Source organism: Kushneria avicenniae, from assembly GCF_900112585.1.
Classification (GTDB): Bacteria; Pseudomonadota; Gammaproteobacteria; order Pseudomonadales; family Halomonadaceae; genus Kushneria; species Kushneria avicenniae.
In genome coordinates this window covers 15728-37665 of sequence record NZ_FOLY01000005.1, presented here as the reverse complement: position 1 = coordinate 37665, position 21938 = coordinate 15728, and the positions used below count along the sequence as shown (strand labels likewise).

Annotated in this window: 21 protein-coding genes and 1 tRNA gene; 13 read left to right on the top strand and 9 right to left on the bottom strand. The window is 59.6% G+C overall.

Annotation, left to right across the window (positions count from 1 at the left end; all coding sequences use genetic code 11):
• Nucleotides 1-13 precede the first annotated feature (13 nt).
• The 3 genes from BM079_RS11850 to gbdR all read right to left on the bottom strand — a co-directional run bounded on the left by BM079_RS11850 (nt 14) and on the right by gbdR (nt 3069).
• Nucleotides 14-544 carry a 4-vinyl reductase gene (locus tag BM079_RS11850; protein ID WP_090134364.1) on the bottom strand — a complete coding sequence of 177 codons (531 nt, stop codon included), beginning with the start codon at nt 542-544 and terminating at the stop codon, nt 14-16.
• A 110-nt stretch (nt 545-654) separates the two neighbouring features.
• Nucleotides 655-1632, bottom strand: a complete 978-nt coding sequence (locus BM079_RS11845) for a dipeptidase (protein WP_090134362.1) — start codon at nt 1630-1632, stop codon at nt 655-657.
• 285 nt (nt 1633-1917) lie between these two features.
• Entirely contained in the window at nt 1918-3069 is a 1152-nt protein-coding gene (gene gbdR, locus BM079_RS11840) for a choline metabolism transcriptional regulator GbdR (RefSeq protein WP_090134360.1), read from the bottom strand.
• 508 nt (nt 3070-3577) lie between these two features.
• Here gbdR and BM079_RS11835 point away from each other — a divergent pair.
• From BM079_RS11835 to BM079_RS11815, 6 genes are all read left to right on the top strand, one after another.
• Nucleotides 3578-4297 (top strand): ZinT family metal-binding protein, encoded by a 720-nt coding sequence (locus BM079_RS11835; RefSeq protein ID WP_090134358.1) that lies wholly within the window; start codon nt 3578-3580, stop codon nt 4295-4297.
• Between the two features lie 147 nt (nt 4298-4444).
• Nucleotides 4445-6040, top strand: coding sequence for a PQQ-dependent sugar dehydrogenase (locus tag BM079_RS11830; RefSeq protein ID WP_090134356.1), 1596 nt, complete (start codon nt 4445-4447; stop codon nt 6038-6040).
• 258 nt (nt 6041-6298) lie between these two features.
• Nucleotides 6299-8005: a methyl-accepting chemotaxis protein gene (locus BM079_RS11825; protein ID WP_090134353.1), complete on the top strand. Its 1707-nt coding sequence runs from the start codon at nt 6299-6301 to the stop codon at nt 8003-8005.
• A gap of 201 nt (nt 8006-8206) precedes the next feature.
• The gene (locus BM079_RS11820) at nt 8207-9976 is read left to right on the top strand and encodes a sensor domain-containing diguanylate cyclase (protein ID WP_090134351.1); all 1770 of its coding nucleotides are present in this window, start codon (nt 8207-8209) and stop codon (nt 9974-9976) included.
• Nucleotides 9977-10168: 192 nt separating this feature from the next.
• Complete coding sequence (locus tag BM079_RS17010; RefSeq protein WP_175489682.1) at nt 10169-10345, top strand: phospholipase D-like domain-containing protein; 177 nt, start codon at nt 10169-10171, stop codon at nt 10343-10345.
• Between the two features lie 328 nt (nt 10346-10673).
• Nucleotides 10674-11759 carry a type I restriction endonuclease gene (locus BM079_RS11815; RefSeq protein WP_090134349.1) on the top strand — a complete coding sequence of 362 codons (1086 nt, stop codon included), beginning with the start codon at nt 10674-10676 and terminating at the stop codon, nt 11757-11759.
• A gap of 130 nt (nt 11760-11889) precedes the next feature.
• On the opposite strand, the gene BM079_RS11810 is transcribed toward BM079_RS11815, so the two are convergent.
• Nucleotides 11890-11965: transfer RNA gene (locus BM079_RS11810), tRNA-Thr, on the bottom strand.
• Between the two features lie 86 nt (nt 11966-12051).
• Between BM079_RS11810 and BM079_RS11805 the strand changes: the two genes are divergently transcribed.
• Nucleotides 12052-12387 carry a YnfA family protein gene (locus BM079_RS11805; protein ID WP_090134347.1) on the top strand — a complete coding sequence of 112 codons (336 nt, stop codon included), beginning with the start codon at nt 12052-12054 and terminating at the stop codon, nt 12385-12387.
• Here the strand turns inward: BM079_RS11805 and BM079_RS11800 are convergent.
• Entirely contained in the window at nt 12378-12572 is a 195-nt protein-coding gene (locus BM079_RS11800; protein ID WP_090134345.1) for a hypothetical protein, read from the bottom strand. The genes BM079_RS11805 and BM079_RS11800 overlap by 10 nt on opposite strands.
• Nucleotides 12573-12674: 102 nt before the next feature.
• Here BM079_RS11800 and BM079_RS11795 point away from each other — a divergent pair, with 102 nt between their 5' ends.
• The 3 genes from BM079_RS11795 to hglS all read left to right on the top strand — a co-directional run bounded on the left by BM079_RS11795 (nt 12675) and on the right by hglS (nt 14939).
• Nucleotides 12675-13064, top strand: a complete 390-nt coding sequence (locus BM079_RS11795; RefSeq protein ID WP_090134343.1) for a YidH family protein — start codon at nt 12675-12677, stop codon at nt 13062-13064.
• Nucleotides 13065-13068: 4 nt separating this feature from the next.
• Nucleotides 13069-13437, top strand: coding sequence for a DUF202 domain-containing protein (locus BM079_RS11790; protein WP_090134340.1), 369 nt, complete (start codon nt 13069-13071; stop codon nt 13435-13437).
• 92 nt (nt 13438-13529) lie between these two features.
• Complete coding sequence (gene hglS / locus BM079_RS11785) at nt 13530-14939, top strand: 2-oxoadipate dioxygenase/decarboxylase HglS (protein ID WP_090134338.1); 1410 nt, start codon at nt 13530-13532, stop codon at nt 14937-14939.
• A 32-nt stretch (nt 14940-14971) separates the two neighbouring features.
• On the opposite strand, the gene BM079_RS11780 is transcribed toward hglS, so the two are convergent.
• The 4 genes from BM079_RS11780 to BM079_RS11765 all read right to left on the bottom strand — a co-directional run bounded on the left by BM079_RS11780 (nt 14972) and on the right by BM079_RS11765 (nt 17897).
• Complete coding sequence (locus BM079_RS11780; RefSeq protein ID WP_175489681.1) at nt 14972-15469, bottom strand: universal stress protein; 498 nt, start codon at nt 15467-15469, stop codon at nt 14972-14974.
• Nucleotides 15470-15623: 154 nt separating this feature from the next.
• Complete coding sequence (locus tag BM079_RS11775; protein ID WP_090134332.1) at nt 15624-16262, bottom strand: DUF1826 domain-containing protein; 639 nt, start codon at nt 16260-16262, stop codon at nt 15624-15626.
• 14 nt (nt 16263-16276) lie between these two features.
• Nucleotides 16277-17095 carry a metal ABC transporter permease gene (locus BM079_RS11770; protein ID WP_090134330.1) on the bottom strand — a complete coding sequence of 273 codons (819 nt, stop codon included), beginning with the start codon at nt 17093-17095 and terminating at the stop codon, nt 16277-16279.
• Complete coding sequence (locus tag BM079_RS11765) at nt 17085-17897, bottom strand: ATP-binding cassette domain-containing protein (RefSeq protein ID WP_090134329.1); 813 nt, start codon at nt 17895-17897, stop codon at nt 17085-17087. Before BM079_RS11765 ends, BM079_RS11770 begins: the two co-directional genes overlap by 11 nt.
• A gap of 163 nt (nt 17898-18060) precedes the next feature.
• Between BM079_RS11765 and BM079_RS11760 the strand changes: the two genes are divergently transcribed.
• The 3 genes from BM079_RS11760 to egtD all read left to right on the top strand — a co-directional run bounded on the left by BM079_RS11760 (nt 18061) and on the right by egtD (nt 21934).
• Nucleotides 18061-19089, top strand: coding sequence for a zinc ABC transporter substrate-binding protein (locus BM079_RS11760; protein ID WP_090134327.1), 1029 nt, complete (start codon nt 18061-18063; stop codon nt 19087-19089).
• 364 nt (nt 19090-19453) lie between these two features.
• Nucleotides 19454-20845 (top strand): ergothioneine biosynthesis protein EgtB, encoded by a 1392-nt coding sequence (gene egtB, locus BM079_RS11755; RefSeq protein WP_090134325.1) that lies wholly within the window; start codon nt 19454-19456, stop codon nt 20843-20845.
• Nucleotides 20846-20926: 81 nt separating this feature from the next.
• The gene (gene egtD, locus BM079_RS11750) at nt 20927-21934 is read left to right on the top strand and encodes an L-histidine N(alpha)-methyltransferase (RefSeq protein WP_217639685.1); all 1008 of its coding nucleotides are present in this window, start codon (nt 20927-20929) and stop codon (nt 21932-21934) included.
• Nucleotides 21935-21938 lie beyond the last annotated feature (4 nt).

The following is a 21938-nucleotide window of genomic DNA, read 5'->3' as shown; positions in this document are numbered from 1 at the left end:
CAAGGATCCTCGGTTACGCGGGCGTGACAACAAACAGACCGTGATCGTGGCCCTGTTGGGCGCCGCTCTGGGTCTGTACGGCAACGGTGCGCAGCTCACTGCCACGGGCGCTCAGAATCTGGTCCATGGCGCCGGCAAACCAGCCGGTGAACATGTACTCGACCTTTCGGTCCACCTTGCCCATCTGATAGACGAAGGCACTGTGCTCAAGACGCACACGGGCCGTACCGGCTTCCAGATCGAACTCTTCGGTGATGAAAAGTCCCCAGCCGCGCTGGGAGAGGCGCTTCATGTAGTGCTCGAAGACGTCCACGCCCTCGAGACCATGCAGTTCGGCTTCCTTCTCGCACCAGTGCCAGGCGCTCTTGTAGCCGGCATGGTAGAGGATCTCTGCGTATTTCTCGGCGCCCAGGGCCTCTTCAATGGCCATGTGGTTGTTGACGAAGAAATGACGCGGTACGTAAAGCATCGGCAGGGCATCGGTTGTCCAGATACCGGTTTCGCTGTCGACTTCAATCGGGAGTTCGGGGGCTTGTTTCGTCACGGTCGTCTTCCTCAAACTTGTCATTATTCAGGAGCCGCTATCGGCCCCGGGGGAGCGATGGTGAAGGTGGCCGAAGTCGGGTCAGGCACCGCTCCGGCCGCGGGCAGGGCTTACTCGCCCCAGACGTCCTTCAGGGTTCTGACCCAGTTTTCGCCCATGATCTTTCTGACCTGCTGCTCGCTCAGGCCACGCTTTAGAAGCGCTTCTGTCAGGTTGGGGAATTCGCCGACGGTACGAATGCCCTCGGGATTGATGATCTTGCCGAAGTTGGTCAGGCGACGGGCATAGCCCTTGTCGTGCGTCAGCCATTCAAAGAAGTTCTGGTCATGACCCTGAGTAAAGTCGGTGCCGATACCGATGGCATCCTCACCCACGATATTCATGATGTATTCGATCGCTTCGCAGTAGTCATCGATGGTCGAATCGACACCGTTTTTGAGAAACGGTGTGAACATGGTCACGCCGACAAAACCGCCATGGTCGGCGATGAACTTGAGCTCTTCGTCAGACTTGTTGCGCGGGTGCTCCTTGAGGCCTGACGGCAGGCAATGGGAGTAACACACCGGCTTTTTGGATTCGAGGATGACTTCCTCGGAGGTTTTCGCGCCGACGTGGGACAGGTCGCACAGCATGCCCACACGGTTCATTTCGGCCACGATTTCGCGCCCGAAGCCGGACAGGCCGCCATCACGCTCGTAACAGCCGGTACCGACCAGGTTCTGGGTGTTGTAGCACATCTGCACGATGCCCACGCCCAGGTTCTTGAAGACTTCGACATAGCCGATCTGGTCTTCAAAGGCATGGGCGTTCTGGAAACCGAAGATGATGCCGGTCTTGCCCTCTTCCTTGGCGCGGGTGATGTCGGCGGTGGTGCGTACCGGGCGAACCAGGTCGCTGCACTCGTCCATCAGCTTTTTGGAGGCGACGATATTGTCGACCGTTGCCCTGAACCCTTCCCAGACCGAGACGGTGCAGTTGGCCGCGGTCAGTCCGCCGCGACGCATGTCTTCCAGCAGCTCTCGGTTCCATTTGGCGATGATCAGGCCATCGATCACGATAGCGTCGTCATGCAGTTCGGCAGGGGTCATGGTCAGGCTCCAGATGGTGACTAATGCAAGGAGCATATCCCTGCCCCGGCATTGCCCGACGCCTGGAAACGACGGGGAAAATTCCAAAAGCGTCATGACCTGCCAAAGAGCGACCTGGAGGCCGCTCAAGTGTCAACACCGGCACACCCGGTCAATACATCCGATCGGCATACCAGATGATCTGCCTGCTCATGCGGCCGTGCCCGGGCGATCAGGCCATTTTCGCTCACAAAAAAGGAGCTGCCCGGTAGGCAGCTCCCTGATGATAGCCTTTGGCATGTGACGTCAGCGTGACAGCGGCACGCTGGCAAATGTCGGCTCGCCCTGGGCGTAGACCAGCGACATCATCGCGCTCGACATGGGCTCGGTCGAGGTCGGCTCGACCGCCACGATCTTGCCCTGCTGCAGGGCGTTGGCAGCGCTGGCGTTGCGGCCCTGCCAGGTGCTGTTGCCGGAGCGCTCACCCCGGGGCGGCACGCCAAAGTACTCGCGATAGCACTTCGAGAAGTGCGGCGTCGACACGAATCCGCACACCGAGGCCACTTCGATGATCGACAGCGACGTCTGTTTCAGAAGCTGACGCGCCCGCACCAGTCGCAGTTTCAGGTAGTAGCGCGACGGCGAACAGTGCAGATAGCGCTGGAACAGCCGTTCCAGCTGGCGCCGGGAGACGTTGACGTAGCGGGCCAGGGTATCCAGCTCGATCGGCTCTTCGAGGTTGGACTCCATCAGCGCCACGATCTCCAGAAGCTTGGGCTGAGTGGTGCCCAGCACGTGCTTGAGCGGCACACGCTGATGATCCTGCTCGTTGCGCACCCGCTCGCAGATGAACATCTCGGAGATTCCCGCCGAGAGCTCATGGCCGTGATCGTGAGCGATCAGATTAAGCATCATGTCCAGCGGCGCGGTGCCGCCGGAGGCCGTGAACCGGTCACGATCGATCGAGAACAGCCGCGTGGTCAGCGTCACATTGGGGAAGGCCTCCTGCATGGACGCCAGACACTCCCAGTGGATACTGGCCTCGTAGTGATCCAGCAGTCCGGCCCGGGCCAGCGCCCAGCTCCCCGTACAGATGGCGCCGATACGCCGCAACTGACGCGACTGCGCCTGCAACCAGTGGGCGTGCTCGCGGGTGACGCTCTGATTGGGGGCCACACCGCCGCAGACCACGACCCAGTCCAGCGACAGCGGCACGGTGATCGAGACGTCGGGCGTCACCTGCAGCCCGTCACTGGCACGGACCGGCGCCCCGTCACGAGTCAGGGTGTACCAGCGATACAGCTCGCGTCCGGCCAGCTGATTGGCCATGCGCAGCGGTTCGATCACCGATGCCAGCGAAATCAGCGTGAAGTTGTCCAGCAATAGAAAACCGATGGTTTGCGGCGTCGTAATGCCGCTGGCTCCCGTTACAGAGCCTGCCTTGTGGTCAGGTAACATGCCGTCATGCCTCCTCAACTTTTTCCTGCTTTTGTAATTGTTCTGGCAGACTCGTCTACGATCTAACGAAAGCACGGTTGCCATGGCCCATCATGCACCATTCCGGCTTCAGTAGTCGCCTCTTAATTTGTCGCTTACAGACACGTATACACGGTTTTATGGACACTGTATTGCCCTCCGTTAGTTGAAAACGTCGTTTTTGAAACGCCAAATGTCGCAAAGAGTCAGCCTATGCACGCCTGAACACCAGACGCGACACGGGGTTACAAACAAAAGGCCACTTCTGACAAATCGACGTGGGAGCCAGAAAGACCTTCAGCCATGGTCAAGAGAGGGTTTTTGCCGGCTTTCTGAACCCACGGGACAGACGAGAAAGATCCACAAGCCAGACGAGAAAGGGATGACGTTGCGACAGAAGTCCCGACAGCTGCTATTGCCGCCACACCAATTAATGTTACGTTATAACGTTTTATAAAAGACTACTCGATCATTGCCAGGAACATGTCCCATGCCATCTGTCTTCCTCCGCCATACCGCTACGGCCTTGATGACCGCGGGCCTGCTCGCGGCCAGCAGCACTCAGGCCGTGCTCGCTTCCGACACACACGGTCACGACCATTCTCATGACAGCGCCCACACGCACGATCATAACCAAGGCCATGCCGATGAGAGCGCACACTCCCACAATCATGATGAGGATATTCATGCCGGCTATTTTGATGACGATCAGGTCAAGGCGCGCGCACTATCCGACTGGGAAGGCGACTGGCGGTCCGTCTATCCGTTGCTGCAGAGCGGTACTCTGGACGAAGTCTTCGCCCACAAGGCGCAGGATGGCGACAAGAGTGCCGAGGCGTACAAGCAGTACTACCGCGAAGGCTACCGCACCGACGTCGAGCGTATCGACATTCACGGCCAGGACGTGACTTTCCATGCCAATGGTGACGCCTATACAGGCCGGTACGCCGATGACGGACATGAGATCCTTGAATACAAGGCCGGGAATCGCGGTGTCCGCTACAGCTTCAAAAAGACTGCGGGGGATGAGCAGGCCCCTGAGTTCATTCAATTCAGCGATCACGACATCGCCCCCACCGACGCCCACCACTACCACCTCTATATGGGCGATGACCGCCAGGCGCTGCTGGACAACGTGGTCAACTGGCCGACCTACTATCCCGCCAGCCTGAGCGACCAGCAGATTGCTCAGGAAATGATGGCCCACTGATCACTCACCCGAAGGCCGCCAGACCGGGCGGCCCTTGATGATCCCTTGCCGCCTTAAACTGGAACCGAGGAATGCAGGGTACGCTTGAGTCCATCAGGGCAGAGACCGTTCAGGCCTGTCACCACTAACGACTCAAGGGTCACCATCATGCGCCATCGACTAGCCTGGCCTATCACCGCGACCCACTTCGTGGCGGCACTACTGACGGGAACGCTGCTGGGCAGCATCGTTCAGACCCAGATCAATCTGGCCGCGCTGCAGCAACTGGGCGTGGATATTCCGATCATGCAGCGTCTCACTACCACGCTCGGGGATCTGGTCACGTTTTCACCCGTTTATTTCGCCCTGTTTTCGGTCGGATTCGTCATCTCTCAGATCGTGGCGCTATGGATCTCACGCCGCTACTGGAACGGCCGACACCGACTCGGGCTCTGCACGCTCTCGGCCATGGCAGCGCTATGGGCCACCTTTCATCTGGTCGATCATTTTGCCCCCATGCCGACCCTGATTGCGGCCACGCGTACTGCGACAGGCATGGCCGCAATGGTTCTGACGGCCGGGGGCGCCGGTGCGGTGCTGGCCTGGCTGAGAGGCACCAGCCGTCATTCAGCCCCGACAGCTTCGAGCGCCACAATAGCGCTTTTGATGATCGGCGCTGCCGGTATGACGCCTGCCTCTGACGCGCTGGCACAATCCGAGGCCACCGATTACCGGATCGAGACGGTCGCCGAAAGACTGGAACACCCCTGGTCGCTGGCCTTTCTGCCCGACGGACGCATGCTCGTCACCGAACGCCCCGGCCGCCTGCGGCTTTTAAACGCCGGGGGCGAGACGATCAACCCATCGCTTGAAGGCGTTCCCAGGGTGTTTGCCTCGGGTCAGTCAGGGCTTTTCGACGTGCTGTTGTCACCGGACTTCGAGCAGGACCGGACGCTGTTTCTCGCCTATTCGTGCGGCACACAGGCCGCCAATCACGCCTGCCTGTCACGCGCTGTATTCAGCGATACCGGCCTTGAGCAGGTTGAGGAGATCTTTCGGGCACAGCCGGCCAAGCGGGGCAATGCGCACTTCGGCGGCCGCCTCGCATCGCTGTCGGATGGCACGCTGATCCTTACCCTCGGCGATGGTTTTGACTACCGCGAGCAGGCCCAGAACACCGCCAACCACATCGGCGCGATCGTGCGCCTGAATCCGGATGGCAGCGTGCCCGCGGACAACCCCTTCGTGAATGACGACACTGCCCGCCCCGAGATCCTGAGCTACGGCCACCGCAACGTGCAGGGCCTGGTCGTGGATGAAGAAGACCGCATCCTCATGCATGAGCACGGCCCCAAGGGCGGCGACGAGGTCAATCTCATTACCCCAGGGGGTAACTACGGCTGGCCGATCGCCACCACCGGGCTTGATTATACCGGCGCCCGCGTCACGCCCTTTGACACCTACCCCGGCACGCAACCACCCCTGCTGGAATGGACACCCTCCATCGCACCCTCCGGCATGACCCGCTACGACGGCGCGCTGTTTCCCCAGTGGCAGGGCGACCTGCTGATCGGCTCGCTGGTGGATCGCGAAGTGCGCCGCGTCACGCTTTCGGACGATGCTACTCGAGCAGAAGACATCGAAGGGCTTTTCGGCGAGCTGGATGAGCGCATTCGGGATGTACGCACCGGTCCGAACGGCGCGGTGTATCTGCTGACGGATAGCGCTGAAGGGCGGGTACTGAAGGTAATGCCGGCGCAGTAATGGGCGTTGAGAGGCGTTTCAGCGTTGCCGCCAACCAGGGGCTGACTGCTTCATCCATTCAAGGCGTGATATTTGGTACAGCCCCCGGCACCAGTACAGACGATTCTGAAATGCAAATATCAGTGTCTTTTTAAAACAAACAGATAGACAGCACAGATCACTTTTTTTCAGACGCCGGCTCCAGCTCTATCGTTTTCAGGTCGATAACAGGGGAAACAATATTAAATTCCTTTAATAAACCCCCGGAAAACATCCATCATGACTCTGAATCGCAGCGTGAAATACCGGCTGGTTGCCATTGCGGCAGCCATGATAGTGCTACTGATTTTAATTGGCATGGCAGGCGCCTGGGGCATGAACAACATCACCCGGAACTTTAATAACGCCTACAACCGTGATGTGTTGCCGCTTCAACTGCTTAACAAGGTGGAATCCGCAGTTTCATACTCTCAAATCGATATATTGAGAGCGCAAAATGACAGCACAGGGCGACAGCTGGAGCAGCTACTTGCGGCTTATCCAGGCTATCGCAACACCGCAGAACAAAACTGGCAGCAATATCAGGCCCACAATGCCACGGCGCCTCAGGAAGAGGCACTCGCCAATCAGACAGCACCGGCACTCATCGAGTACTGGCGTCGGTTTGATGCCAATGTCGAGCGCATGAAAAACGGGGACTTTTCCTCCCCGACCAGTGATCTTCAACTCCGCCCGGCCTACAACACCATCAACGAGAACATCAGTAAAGCGGCAGCCATTAATACCGAACAGGTAGAAAACAAATTTATTGAAAGCGAAAGCGACATGAACACCCTGCTCTGGGAGATAGCAGGTGCCGTCCTCTTTGCATTGGTACTTACTCTGCTCGCATTCTGGCGCTTTGCTCGCAGCATCCTGATGCCTCTGAAGCAGGCCAGCAGTATCTCCAGCGAGATTGCACAGGGCAATCTCGCCAATCGCATCGAAGTCAAGGGACAGGATGAGTTTGCCGGTCTTCTGCGCAACCTGAGCGACATGCAGAAACAGCTGGGGCATATCGTCAGCGACGTCAGAAACAACGCTGAAGCCGTTGGCAGCGCCTCAAGCGACATTGCTTCGGGTAACGACAACCTTTCCCGGCGGACACAGGAGCAAGCCGCCAGCCTCGAAGAGACGGCCGCTTCGATGGAAGAGATCACCTCAACGGTGCGTCAAAACGCTGATAATGCCGCCCAGGCCAGCCAGCTGGCGCAAAGCGTACGCCATAAGGCGCGTGACGGCAGTCAGGTGGTTGAAAGGACCACCCTTGCCATGGAAGAGATCAGCGCCTCCAGTCGAAAAATTGCCGAGATTGTCGGACTGATCGACTCGATCGCCTTCCAGACCAACCTGCTGGCCCTGAATGCCGCGGTAGAAGCCGCCCGGGCGGGAGAACAGGGCCGTGGGTTCGCAGTCGTTGCCAGTGAAGTTCGCACGCTCTCAAGCCGAAGTGCCGATGCCGCAAGAGACATCAAGGCACTGGTCAACGACAGCGTCGAGAAAGTCAACAATGGGGCTGAACTTGTCAATCACTCCGGCCGGACACTTGAAGAGATTGTGACCGGTATTAATAACATGGCCGAAATCGTGACCGAAATTGCGTCAGCCAGTCACGAACAGACCTCCGGCATCGAGCAGATCAACCAGGCCATCTCACAGATGGATAGCGTGACCCAGCAAAACGCAGCGCTTGTCGAAGAAGCCGCCGCTGCCAGCCGTGCCATGGAACATAGCGCTCAAACACTGAAAGAACAGGTGGCCTACTTCCGGGTCATGTCAGATACACGCAGTGCCTCCGTTCCGGAGCCGTTAAAAAGGCCGGTGCTATCAAAGCCTTCACCCATCGTTTCGGCCAGAAAGGACGAAACCGGCAGCGCCAAAAGGGCATCGGCACCGAAACCGACCGTTCACAAGCAGAGCGATGCTGAAGAGTGGGAAACCTTCTAACCACTGGGTTATCCCTGTTTCAGGCCCGGCAGCCGCCGGGCATTTTCTCCAGATTGTCATCAAAGCCTGATCCACTATCGGGCTTTAAAAGAGCAACAAAGGAAATAAGGCTCTGTATGCCTTTTGATCGAGACACTGAAAAAAAGCTGATCGCCGTAGTATGAATGGCTTCCAGACCAGAGCCTCCCAGCGGAATGCCACATGAGCCCTGAACAAAACCTGAGCACCAGTGAAAAGCAGAAACTGGCAGAACTGGAAGCCTTCCGTCTGGCACGGCTGGGTACCAACCAGCTGCTCGACAAGCTCACCAGCCTCATGGCTCAGCTTCTGCATGTGCCCACCTCACTGGTGACCCTGCTGGGGTCTGATCGGCAATGGCTCAAGTCAAAATGCAATTTCGGGCCGGATGAAACCTCAAGAGATGCTTCCTTCTGCCGACGCACCGTCGAGCGCAATGACCTGGTCATTGTCGAAGATGCCACGCTGGATAGTGAGTTCAAGGACAACCCTCTCGTCACCGCTGAGCCTCATATCCGATTTTATGCCGGCGTACCGCTAACCACGCCGGATGGCCACCTGGTCGGGGGCGTATGCATCATTGACTACCGCCCCCGCCGGCTTGATGAGAAGGAAGGCAACCTGCTCAGGTCCTTCGCCGACATTGCCAGCGGCATACTGGAAACCAGCAACAACGTCGGATTTATCGACCCGGTCACACTGCTGCCCAATCGCCTGCGCCTCATGCGGGATCTGGAAGATCTCACCACGCAAAGTGACAAACCGCACACCCTGATCTTTCTGGAAACCACCCGGCAAGGGTATTACTTCGAGCTGGCCCGTGGTTTCGGCATTGATGCGGTCGAACACATCTCCTACAAAATCGCCAACCTGCTGAGAATCTCGCTGCCCCCCGGACTGCAGCTCTACTCGGTCATGCTTTCCCGCATGGCCATTCTGGTACCGCAGGCAGACAGGCAGCAGGCATTTGATGTCCTGAAAGATTTCGACAAAAGGATGGAAAAGGCATTTCGCACACGGCTACCGGTCAGGCTGGACCTGAAAGCGGGTTATCATGATTTTGACCCCGCAACGACCAGGGCCAGAACAGCCTTTCGCAGGTCCTTCTGCGCGCTATATGACGCACTGACCAACAGCGAAACGGTCATGCCGTATCGAGCGGACTTCGACAAGGCGCAGAGAAGGAAACTCGAACTGGCCAACGGCATCAGTGCCGCTTTAAAAAGCGACAATCAGCTTTATCTGGTCTATCAACCCAAGGTCTGCCTGGAAACACGTCAGATTGTCGGCTTTGAAGCGCTGCTTCGCTGGCATCATCCCAAACTGGGCACCATCCCTCCCCTGGACTTTATTCCCCTGGTCAGCCAGACTACCCTGATCAACCCGCTGACGCTTTGGGTCGTTCGTGAAGTCGCCAAAACGCTAAAACGCTTTGAGGCCCTTAACGTACACCTCCCTGTTTCCATCAATGCCACCACCACCAATCTGGTCGACGATCAGTTTGCAGACCACGTCTCGACAATACTCTTCGAGCTTGATGTCAACGCAGAGTTGATCGAAATCGAATGCCTCGAAACCGAGGAGCTTCTCAATAACCCTCAGGCTGTCAGCACGCTCGATGCCTTGAAACACCAGGGCATTCGCATCGCACTGGATGACTTTGGCAGCGGCTACAGCAACCTGAAATATCTTCAACGGATACCGGCCCAGGTCATCAAGCTCGACAAGTGTCTCATCACCAATATTGACAAGGACCCTGATGGCCTCCTGATCGCCACGCACCTGATTCAGATGCTGCAGAGCCTGGGATTTGAAGTGGTCGCGGAAGGCGTAGAAGACGCCACCACTGCAGCTCAGCTTGAAAAGCTCCACTGCAATATCGGGCAGGGATATTTCTTTTACCATCCAATGCCACTGGAAGAGGTATTGCACGTTTTAAACAGGCAAGGCTGAGTCACTCTCTCGACATCTTTCCTGCCGACACATCAATCACGTGGCAAAAACTGGAGGCCTTCATGGGTGCCAGTGCTCGCACGAGCTTCATCGACGGTCTGTATGTCGCCGCCTAGCGCCAGCACTAACTGTCCGACGCCTTGATCAAGGCGCTAACCAGTTAATGAAACCGGGACGCAGGGACGCCTGGCTGTGTTGCAGCGCGCCAAGCACGGGAAGCTTCTGATTGTGGATAAGCAGTACGCGATCGTAGGCAGCTTCAACTGGCTCGCCAACGTGCGCTACCGAGACAAGATGACCAGCCCTAAGACCATCAGAGCGAAATGGAGGCGGCTTGCAGGCGTGAGGAGACAAGAAAGACGGATATGAATAGCGCAGTTGGTGATATGACGTAGCGCAGGGTGCAGCCACTCCGGTCCAGCAATTTTTTTCCCGGTACTGAAGCACGAGCACATAGGTGACCAGCATCATTGATCAAGTTATGCACGCGAAAAAAACGTCCTATCCGTGCATGGAAAAAAGGTAAGCCTTTCAGGTGAAACTGCTTGCCCCAAAAACCCCTCAACAATCACATCATCATCAATTTTTCGAGCTCTATATAACGCATCACATATTAACTTTACCTGATACTCCCTCCATGTTTACTATCAGATAGTTGCTCGTGAACAAATGAAACGAAGAATGGGCGGGGATACCAATGAATATAACACAAAAGATTGCCATTTTGGCAGGCCGGGTCAAAGAGCAGATGCAACACGTCGTGAACGAGGAAGCAACCAAAAACGCGATGGTCATGCCCTTCATACAGACTCTGGGTTATGACGTGTTTGATCCTACAGAAGTGATGCCTGAGTTCACTGCCGATGTAGGACTAAAAAAAGGCGAGAAGGTAGACTATGCCATCAAACACGGTGGTGAGCTTTCAATCCTGGTCGAATGTAAGCCACGCACAACGGATCTTGCTAACACTCAATTCAGTCAACTATATCGATATTTCAACTGTACTGAGGCAAAGTTCGCTATCCTGACCAACGGAATCGAATATCGCTTTTACTCTGATTTAGACGACACCAATCGACTCGACACCAGACCTTTTTTTACTTTCAAATTAAACGATTACAACGAACGCGATGTAGATGAACTAAAGAAGTTTGCCAAACCCGTTTTTGATGTCGATGCAATCCTTAGCACTGCCAATCGATTAAAGTATACCAACCTGGCCAAGACAGCTTTTGCCAATTTGGTAAAAGACCCATCACGCGATTTTATCAAATCTCTGGCGCAGAATTTTTATGAGGGTCGTATGACTCAACAAGTGATTGATGACTTCACACCGATAGTGCGTGACGCAATGGCCCAGCATATCAAAGAGCAGGTCTCTCATCGTCTGAAGTCAGCGTTAGCCACCACATCTGGTGAGGAGCCAGAACAAGTAGAGATTAATGACAGCGACAACAAAACCTCACAAGCAGCTGTCGAAGAAAATAATGACATTATTACCACGCAAGAAGAAATCGACGCTTACAATATAGTGCGCGCTATTCTGGCGGACATTGTCGATCCAAGCCGTATACACATGCGCGATGCAAAATCCTATTGCGCAATACTGCTGGATAACAATAACCGAAAACCACTTTGCCGCCTGCACTTCAATTCAAAAAGTGTTTGGCGTATCGGACTATTTATAGAAGGAAAAGAACAAAAGCATGACGTATCAGCACTAACAGAAATTTTTTCACACCGAGAAGCACTGAGCAACACAGCGACATCCTATATAGAATAGTGCTTTGCACAGGACTCAAAGCATCACATCCTTTATTACAGACGCCATTATTGACTTTGGTTTAGTGCACCAGATAGGCCATAAATAGAAAGGGAGTCAGCGCTTATTGGCGCTAACTCCCTGATATATATGGTGCCGGTAAGTGGACTCGAACCACCGACCTACGCATTACGAATGCGTTGCTCTGCCAGCTGAGCTATACCGGCGAACCCGACGCTCATTCTAGCCATGCCTTTTTGCCTTGCCCAGCCCCTGTGGCAGAGTAAGGGCTCCTTCACTGTTTGAGCGCGCCATGCCCCCTGTGATCGCCACCTTGCTCTTTGTCCTGACGGCGCTGGCCGAGATCGTCGGCTGCTATCTGGTCTATCGCTGGTGGGTACTGGCCAAAAGTGCCTGGTGGCTGGTTCCGTCGGCGGCATCACTGGCGCTGTTTGCCTGGCTATTGACCCTGCATCCGGCGGCCAGCGGGCGCATTTATGCGGCTTATGCGGGGGTCTATCTCATCACAGCACTGGCGTGGCTGCGTCTGGTGGAGGGTCAGCCGCTACAGTTGACCGACTACGTGGGCGGCGGGCTGGCGCTGGCAGGTTCGGTGATTATCATGGCGGGCTATGCCCATCAGTCCTGATCGCGAACGAACAGATGTACCAGCAGCCATACCACCGCAACAGCGAGCGCAAATACGATTACCGTCAGCCGTACCGGTAGCGGCCAGTGCATGAAGGCCGGATCGTTTTGCAGCACAGCGCCAGACAGATAGCCGGCCAGCAGCATCAGGGCCCCAAGGGCGCAGCTTCTAGTGAGAAGGGTCATGACGTTCTCCTGCTACCATAACGTTGTGACACGACGGACGCCGAAAATAGCCGGCCATTTTATTCTACAGCCTTCACGGCCCATGATCAGACCACGTTTACCATGACCACACCGCCACCTGACCATAGTCGCCGACGCGCCTTCAGACCACGCTGGCAGCGCCTTGGCCAGCATCCGGATTATCGTTTCTCGCTGGCCAATGAGCGTACTTTTCTGGCCTGGATTCGCACGTCTCTGGCGTTCATGGCGGGCGCCGTGGGCCTTTATCAATTTGCTCCGGATGTCGCCACGCCCTGGGCGCGCGAGGCGATGGCGGTGCTGCTGTCGCTTGCAGGCGCCGTGCTGGCACTGGCGGCCTATCGCCGCTGGTCCGGCAATGAGCAGGCCATGCGAAGCGATGCCGCCCTGCCCTATACGCGACTGCTGTTGATTCTGGCGCTGTTTGTCATGGCCGTGGCGCTGGTGCTGGGCCTGTTGCTGCTCTCGGGCTGAAGTCATGACCGACTCCGAACCGCCGACGACGCGCGACCCCGGCCTGCAACCCGAACGAACCGGACTGGCCTGGTCACGTACCGCTTTTGTGATGCTGCTGATGTCGGCGCTGCTGCTGCGTGGCGGCATTGTTCACCATGAACACTGGCTTGCCTGGTCGGGGGTAGTACTGCTGATGGCAACCGGCGCCATGTATGCCTGGGCCGGGTGGCGCCTGCGCATGATCATGACCAGCAAGGCACCGGTCACCCTCCCGGCGATTCTGGCCATCCGCGTAACAACGCTGATCATCGCGCTGGCCGGACTGACCCTGGCCGCCAGCGTGCTCTACCATGGGCAACTGCTCAGCCATCTCAGGGCGCTTCTGTCCTGAACAGAAACCGCGGCGTGACGCATGGTGCTTGAACGCCGGCCTCTCGCGGGCGTTAAATCGTAACACCTTCATCGTTGTCACGGAGCACGCTCATGGCCCGGCACGTCAGTCCCGACGACATCCGCACCCGTTTTTCACATGCCATGTCCGACATGTATCGCGCGGAGGTGCCTCAGTACGGCACGCTGTTGAAGCTGGTCGCCGATATCAACGCGCAAACGCTCTATCACCGCACCCCGGAGGCAAACGCTCTGGCCAACCGCGGCGGCAGTGAGATGGCGCGCATCGAAATCGAGCGCCACGGCGCGATTCGACTGGGCACGCCGGAAGAGTTGCACACCATGCGGCGCGTGTTCGCGGTGATGGGCATGTTCCCGGTGAGTTATTACGACCTGGCCCCGGCCGGCATGCCGGTGCACGCCACCGCCTTTCGGCCGGTGGATGATGAGGCACTGGCCCACAATCCGTTTCGGGTGTTCACCTCGCTGCTGCGTCTGGAACTGATCGAGGATGACAGCCTGAGACACCGCGCGGCAGACATTCTCGAGCGTCGACAGATTTTCACCGATGGCCTTCTCGCCCTGCTGGATAAATCTGATCTGGACGGCGGGCTTGATGACCGGGACGCCACCGCCTTTGTGATCGAGGCGCTGGAGACCTTTCGCTGGCACAGCCACGCCACCGTTGATGCCGAGACCTACCACGCCTTTCATCAGGCCCACCGGTTGATCGCCGATGTGGTGTGCTTTCGCGGGCCGCACATCAACCATCTGACGCCGCGCACGCTGGACATTGATGCCACCCAGCAGGCCATGCCCGAGTGGGGCATCACGCCCAAGGCCACCATCGAAGGTCCGCCGCAGCGTGACTGCCCAATCCTGCTGCGCCAGACCAGTTTCAAGGCGCTGGAGGAGCCGATCATCTTTCCTGCCGATAATGGCGACGAGAGCGGCGAGGAAGCCGGCACCCACACGGCGCGTTTCGGTGAGATCGAACAGCGCGGCGCCGCACTCACCCGGCGCGGCCGCAAGCGGTACGACCAGCTGCTGGCGGCTTCGCGCGAGGTGACGCACGGCCTGGAGAGTGACGCCCAGCAACGGGCACTGGCAGAAGCCTTCCATGATTTCCCGGATGACGAGGCGACCCTGCGCCGCGAGGGACTGGCCTGGTTTGAGTATCAGGTAGAGGAAGGGGCAAGCGTGACCGATTCGCAGCACCTGCCGAGCGAGCGCGGCGCGCTGGCCGAGGCGCTGATTGAGCGTAATCTGATCCAGGCACGGCCGATCATCTATGAGGATTTTCTGCCGGTCAGCGCGGCGGGCATCTTTCGCTCCAACCTGGGCGATGGCAGCGCACAGCATTACGCCGCCACCGACAGCCAGGCAGACTTCGAAGCCGCCCTCGGCGTGGCGGTAAAAGACGAGTTCGCCCTCTATGAGAAGCGCAGCGAACGCTCGCTCACCGCCTGCCTTGAAACGCTGGGGCTGACATCAACGACCTGACCCATCGCCTGCCCTAGCTCCACCGCCGTCGACTACAGCCCCTGATACGGGTTGTCGTCGACCTCGTCCGGCAGGGCCGTGTCCTCGTCGTCATGCACGCTGATCACCATGCAGGAAGCGATATGGCTGACCTTGTGAGAGACGCTGCCCATGATCATGCCATTCCAGTCGCTCAGTCCCCGGCTGCCGATGACGATGACCTGCGCGCCCAGCGTATCGGCCTCATGGGCGATCACCCGGGCCGGGTCGCCGTGGCGGCCGTGGGTCTCGATGCACCCGTCAAAACGCTGGCGCAGGTGTGCCTGCGACTGTTCAAGAACGGTCCTGATTTCTGTCTCGGCGTTTTCCGGTGACGAGGCCGCAACGGCCTCCTGAAGGCTGAGCAGACTGCCGTAGTGCAGATGCGGCAGCAGCTCGCGTACATATAGAAGGTGCAGAGTGGCATCGGGTGACGCCAGTTGCGCAGCGATGCTCATGGCCTTGCGGGCATGAGCCGAACCATCCACGGGGACGAGCAGTGAGGTGAACATGGCGCATTCTCCGGTGGAATCGACGACGCCGGCAGGCGCCATCGCAGGCGATCAGCATGGCGCAACGCCGATCACCCTGACTTGATCGTGATCAGTTATGTCCTTGATCGCGCCTGGTCTTTGGTCGGATCACACTGGCCCCGCGAACGTCTGCTCACAGCGGATCGATGCTCATCATCAGCCGGCGCTGGCCTGGGGCAAGGCTCGGGCTGCGATGCGCCAGCCCGCCCCGGCCCTCTCCGCGCCAGGCGCTGCCCTTGATCAAGGCCACATCGCCGGTCGCCAGCCGCTTGATGGCATTCGGGTTCACCACGATTTCCGGCTTGTCAGGGGACGGCGCCCCGAGCCCCTGCCGGTCCAGCGCGTGTTCGGGCAGCCATTCACTGCCCGGCCCCAGCCAGCTGGTGATCAGCCGTACGGTGACGTTGTCGCAGTGAAAGCGCGGGCACATGGTCTCCTCCAGCAGACGCAGTTTGATCCGCAGGGTATCCGCCTCCATCAGCAAGGCCATCAGCCGGGCCAGCCCCATCACATCATCAACGAGCGCCTGCGCCTGCTCAGGAACAGGCAGCCGTTCGCACAGTTCGGCTTCAAGCGCCGCATCGGGTGCGCCCGTCAGCGTAATGCTCCAGCCGTGGGCAGTTCGGCACTGGGCCTCGACGCTTGCCTGCAGATCGGCCGGCAGTGCCCTTGGGGCAATGGCGATCTCCCGCTCGGCATCGAAGATAGTGGCCAGCTCACGAGCCATCAACAGGGCGGAATCAGGCGTTTCCAGGGCGCTGGAGTGGGACATGATGGTCTCTCCGGTCAGGTGGTTCGGGTGTGGCGCTCACCGAGGCGGCGACACACCAGCCCCGCCAGCGTCATGAGCACAAAACAGACGGCGGCCAGGCTGACCATGGATGGGCCGGCCGGCGTATCGAAATGCCAGGCGATCACGAGGCCGCCGTTGGCGGACACGATCGCCACTGCGGCGGCCAGCACCGCCATGCCCTCCGGCGTGCGGCTGAAGGGGCGCGCTGCCGCGGCCGGAATGATCAGAAACGCCGCGATCAACAGGACGCCGACCACCTTGAGCGCCACCGCTACGACCACGGCCAGCGACAGGGTCAGCAAAAGCTGCTCGCGCCGTGGGTCGACGCCGCTGGCGCGGGCCAGATCCGGATTGAGCGTTGATATCAAAAGCCCCGACCAGCGCAGGGCGATGATCAGCACCACCAGGAGCGCGCCGCCCCAGATCAGCATCAGATCCTGCCGGCCGACGGCGAGAATGTCGCCAATCAGGTAGCTCATCAGATCCAGTCGGGCCACCTGCACCAGCGATACCGCTACGAGCCCGAAGGCCAGCGCGGCGTGCGCCATCACTCCCAGCAGCGTATCCATGGTGTAGCCGCGGTCACTGAGCAGCGACACAAGTAGCGCCATGATCAGCGCTACCACCAGAACGCTGGCCAGCAGCGACACCGACAGCACCAGCGACAGCGCCACCCCCAGCATCGCGGCATGAGCAGTGGCGTCGCCGAAATAGGCCATGCGCCGCCACACCACGAAACAGCCCAGCGGCGCCGCCGCCAGCGCTACCCCGGTGCCGGCCAGCGCCGCGCGTATCATGAAATCATCCAGCATGGCGACAGGCCCTCTCCTGCTGCGGTGCTGCCGGGGCCTCGTGCCCCGACCCGGCATGGCTCTGTGCGTCATGCGCCTGCTCACCCTGGTCCGGTTCAGCATGGCCCGGTTCGGTGTGACGATAAAACGCCACCGCATCGCGTTCCTCGATGCCGAACAGCGACTGCCATTCGGGAGAAGCGGCCACACGTTCGGGACGCCCCTGACAGCAGACGGTGCCGTTGAGACAGATCACGCGATCCGAGGCCTTCATGACGACATGCAGTTCGTGGCTGACCATCAGTACCGCGCAGCCCAGCTCGGTGCGCACCCGATCAATGTGGCGATAGAACTCCGCCGTGGCGCGGTGATCCAGCCCCTGGTTGGCCTCATCGAGCACCAGAAGACTCGGGCGCTCCAGCAGCGCCCGGGCCACCAGCACCTTCTGCAGCTGACCGCCCGACAATGCCGAGAGCTGGCGTTTGATGAGATCACCGGCGCCGGCACTGGTCAGCGCCGCCTCGATATCGCTCTGGTGGCGGCGATGCGGCAGGGCCATGAAACGCCCGACCGTCACGGGCAGGGTCGGGTCGATCTGAATCCGCTGCGGCACGTAGCCGATGCTCAAATGCTCGTCGCGGGTGACCCGACCGCAGGAGGGGGCCAGCGCGCCGATGATCAGCCTCAGGAGGGTGGATTTGCCCGAGCCGTTGGGCCCGACGATGGTCACGATTTCGCCTCTGGCGAGCTCAAGGCTCACGTCATCGAGAATGACGTTGCCGTTTCTGACCACACCAATGGCGTCAAGCATCAAAAGGGACATGCCGTTTCCTGCCGATAAAAGGGGGTGGGCGCGCGTCATGCGTATCAGGCGAGTCTGACCCGGCCCGAGGGCGCAGGACTTGTCAGCCGGTGCGCCGATCATTAATGTGACACGTTATAACATAACATTAAACGCCGATTCACTCCCATTCAGAGGGCCTCTCATGAAACACCCCTGCCGCTGGTTACTGCCGCTGCTCTTTACTCCGTCGCTGGCGCTGGCCGATGTGCCTCGCGTGGCAGTGGACATCGCCCCCATCCAGTCGCTGGCCGCCCAGGTCATGGGCGATCTGGGCTCACCCGAGATGGTCATGCCGGCCGGCGCCTCGCCGCACGGTTATTCGATGCGCCCGTCGGAAGCCTCGACGCTGGACAATGCCGACGTGGTGTTCTGGGTCGGGCCACCCCTGACGCCGTGGCTGGCCGATGCCATCAACACGCTGGCCGGTGATGCCGACTCGGTCGTGCTGCTCGACGCGCCCGGCACGACCCGCCTTGACTACCGTGAAGGCGCCACGTTCGAGTCCCATGCCCATGAACACGAGCATGGACACGGTGACGAACATGATCACGGCGATGGCCACGATCATGACCACGACGGCGGACACACTCACGACGACAGCCACGATCACGACCATAGTCACAGCCATACCGGCCTGAACCCGCATGCCTGGCTCGACCCGCAGAATGCCCGTGCCTGGCTGGGCGTCATGGCGAAAGCGCTGGCCGAGGCCGACCCCGAACATGCCGACACCTATCGTCACAACGCTCAAGCAGCCCAGCAGCATCTCGATGCGCTGATCGCGGACACCGAGCAGCGCCTGAAAGACGATCACGACACCCGCTTCATCGTCTTCCACGACGCCTATCAGTACTTCGAGGAGCGTTTTGACGTCCACGCCGCCGGCGCCATCTCGATCGGCGACGCCTCAAGCCCGGGACCGGCCCGGATACGCGAGCTGCAGGACAAGGTAAAGTCGCTGAACGTGCAGTGCGTTTTTTCCGAGCCGCAGTTCAACCCGCGCATGATCGAGAGCATCTTCGGCGACACGGCGATCAACACCTCGATCGTGCTGGATCCGCTGGGCGCCGGCATCGATCCCGGCCCGGGGCTCTATGACGCGCTGATCACCCACATCGCCACCAGCATCGATGAGTGTGCCAAAAGCACCGACTCTCAACAGGCGAACTAACCCTCCTTGCGCAGTGTGACCATCCGTGGCCGGCCGGCCAGAAGGCCGGTCACGGTCTGAAGGCCCGGAAGCTCCAGCAACAGCCCCATCGACACGCTCCAGCCGCCGGTCACGCCGTGCAGCGCCCCGAACAGCCGCGGGCCGCTGGCGGCCAGCAGAAAGGCGCCAGTCCAGCATCACGGCATGAGGACGCTCTGCACATGCCCTTACCCACCGTCACAAATTTCCGGAGATCGAATCGGGCATGTCATTAGGGCGTTGCTACGCTGAAGTAAAGTGCGGCCTCGCGCCGGCATCGGCGTCGGGCCGCTTTTTGTTTTATATCTGATGCAGACCTGATGCGACAGCATCACGAGGACACGTCATGACCCAGACGACTCGAGCGCCGATCAATCGCGCCGAAAGCGCTCACACCCGGGAGTGGCTGGCGCGCTTTCAGCGTGTGCGCAGCGCCAGCGAGGCCCTGTGCGCGCCGCTGGAAACCGAGGACTACATGGTCCAGAGCATGCCGGACATCAGCCCACCCAAGTGGCATCTGGCCCATGTCAGCTGGTTCTTTGAAGCCTTTATCCTCACGCCCTATCTCAAGGACTATCAAACGCCCGATCCGGCGTATGACTTCCTGTTCAACTCCTATTACGAAACCCACGGCACGCCGTTTCCGCGCCATCTGCGCGGCACCATCTCGCGCCCGACGGTGGCCGGGGTCTATCAGTTCCGCGCCCACATCGATCAGGAGATGGAACGGCTTCTGAGCGCCCCGCCGCTTGAGCATCTTGACGAGATCATCGACCGGCTCGAGATCGGTCTGCACCACGAGCAGCAGCATCAGGAGCTGCTGGTGATGGACATCAAGCACATCCTCTCCTGCAACCCGCTGCATCCGGTCTATCGCGACGACGTTCGACAGCGGCTGCTGGCCCGGGGCGAGCAGGTCTCTGCCGTTCAGCCCCTTGCCGTCCAGAATTCTTACGTTCACAGTTCTGGCGACAATGAACCACGCTGGCACCGTTTTGCCGCTGGCGTGCGCCAGATCGGCGCCGACTACCCGACGCAGTCTGCCTTTGATCATGACGGCGAAGGCTTCGTCTTTGACAGCGAAACCCCGCGCCACCGCCAGTACGTGGCCGAGTTCGAGCTCGCGGACCGCCCGGTCACCAACGCCGAATTCATCGAATTCATCGAGGAGGGCGGCTACTCGCGCACCGAGCTGTGGCTGTCGGACGGCTGGAGCACGATCCATGACACCGGCTGGCAGGCGCCCGAATACTGGGAGAAGGTCGATGGCCGCTGGCACACCATGAGCCTGGGCGGACTGGTGCCGGTCGACCCGGACGCGCCGGTGTGTCATGTCAGCTTCTATGAAGCCGATGCCTACGCCCGTTGGGCCGGCGCCCGCCTGCCGACCGAGGCCGAGTGGGAAACCGCTGCCGTCGATCAGAGCGTTCAGGGCCACTTCGTCGAGGATGGCGTGTTTCAGCCGCTGGGGGCGGCCGACACGCAGGACCAGGGGCCGCAGCAGATGTTTGGCGACGTCTGGGAGTGGACCGGCAGCGCCTTTCTGCCCTACCCCGGCTTTACGCCGCTGGAAGGCAGCCTTGGCGAGTACAACGGCAAGTTCATGTCCGGCCAGATGGTGCTGCGCGGCGGCTGTTGTGCCACGCCCGGCAATCATGTCCGGGCCAGCTATCGCAATTTCTTCCCACCCCAGGCGCGCTGGGCCTTTTCCGGCATTCGGCTGGCGCGCGATGTCTGAACCTCGGCGGGCCGCCTGCTTGCCGGGCGGCCCGATCCGGACCCTTGAGCTCTGGCACTCCTGAAAAAAGGACCAGTCGTCATGTCACAGGCACTCATCTCTGCATTTTCCTCTCCGAGCAATCGCCACCGGGTGCGGTTTCACGATCAGATGGCAGATCCGGCCGGTGAACAGAGCCTGCTGGAGGCGATCACGGTCGGGCTGACCGACTCGCCGCGCTGGATCTCACCCAAGCACTTTTATAATCACCGTGGTTCCGAGCTGTTTGATCAAATCTGTCAGCAGCCGGAGTACTATCCGACTCGCACCGAGGAAGCGATTCTGGAAAGCTCGGTGGCCGACATCGCCGCTCGGGCAGGTGGCGAGATCGATCTGATCGAGCTGGGCAGTGGCGCCTCGCACAAGATTCGGCTGCTGCTCGACGCGCTGCGACCGCACCACTATGTGGGGGTGGATATCTCTCGTGACTTTCTACTGGAAAATACCCAGCGCCTGGCCGATGACTATCCGTGGCTGTCGGTACATGCCCTGTGCGCCGACTTCACCGCGCCGTTCAGCCTGCTGGAACTGGAAGGGGATGCCCGGCCGGTGGTGTTCTTCCCCGGCTCCTCGATCGGCAATTTCACTCCCCGCGAGGCCGGCGAACTGCTCGGCCGGGTGCACGACCAGCTCCCGCCCGGCGGCGGGCTGCTGATCGGGGTGGATCGCATCAAGGACCGTAACCGGTTGGAAGCCGCCTACAACGATGCCGCGGGCGTAACGCGCGAGTTCAACCTCAATCTCATTCACCGCCTGCGCGACGAACTGGACGCCGAGGTCTCCCCCGAGGATTTCGAGCATCTGGCCTTCTACAACGAGTCCGCCTCGCGCATCGAGATGCATCTGGTCAGCCAGCGCGACCAGACCTTCAGCCTTGATGACCAGACCATCGCGCTGACCGCAGGCGAACACATCCACACCGAAAACTCGTGGAAATACAGCCGCGCCGGCTTCGAGACACTGGCCGGTCACGCCGGCTTTACCCTGCAGGGTCACTGGAGTGATGATCAGGGACTCTTTGACGTGCACTACTTCGAACGCTCGACCTGAGGGA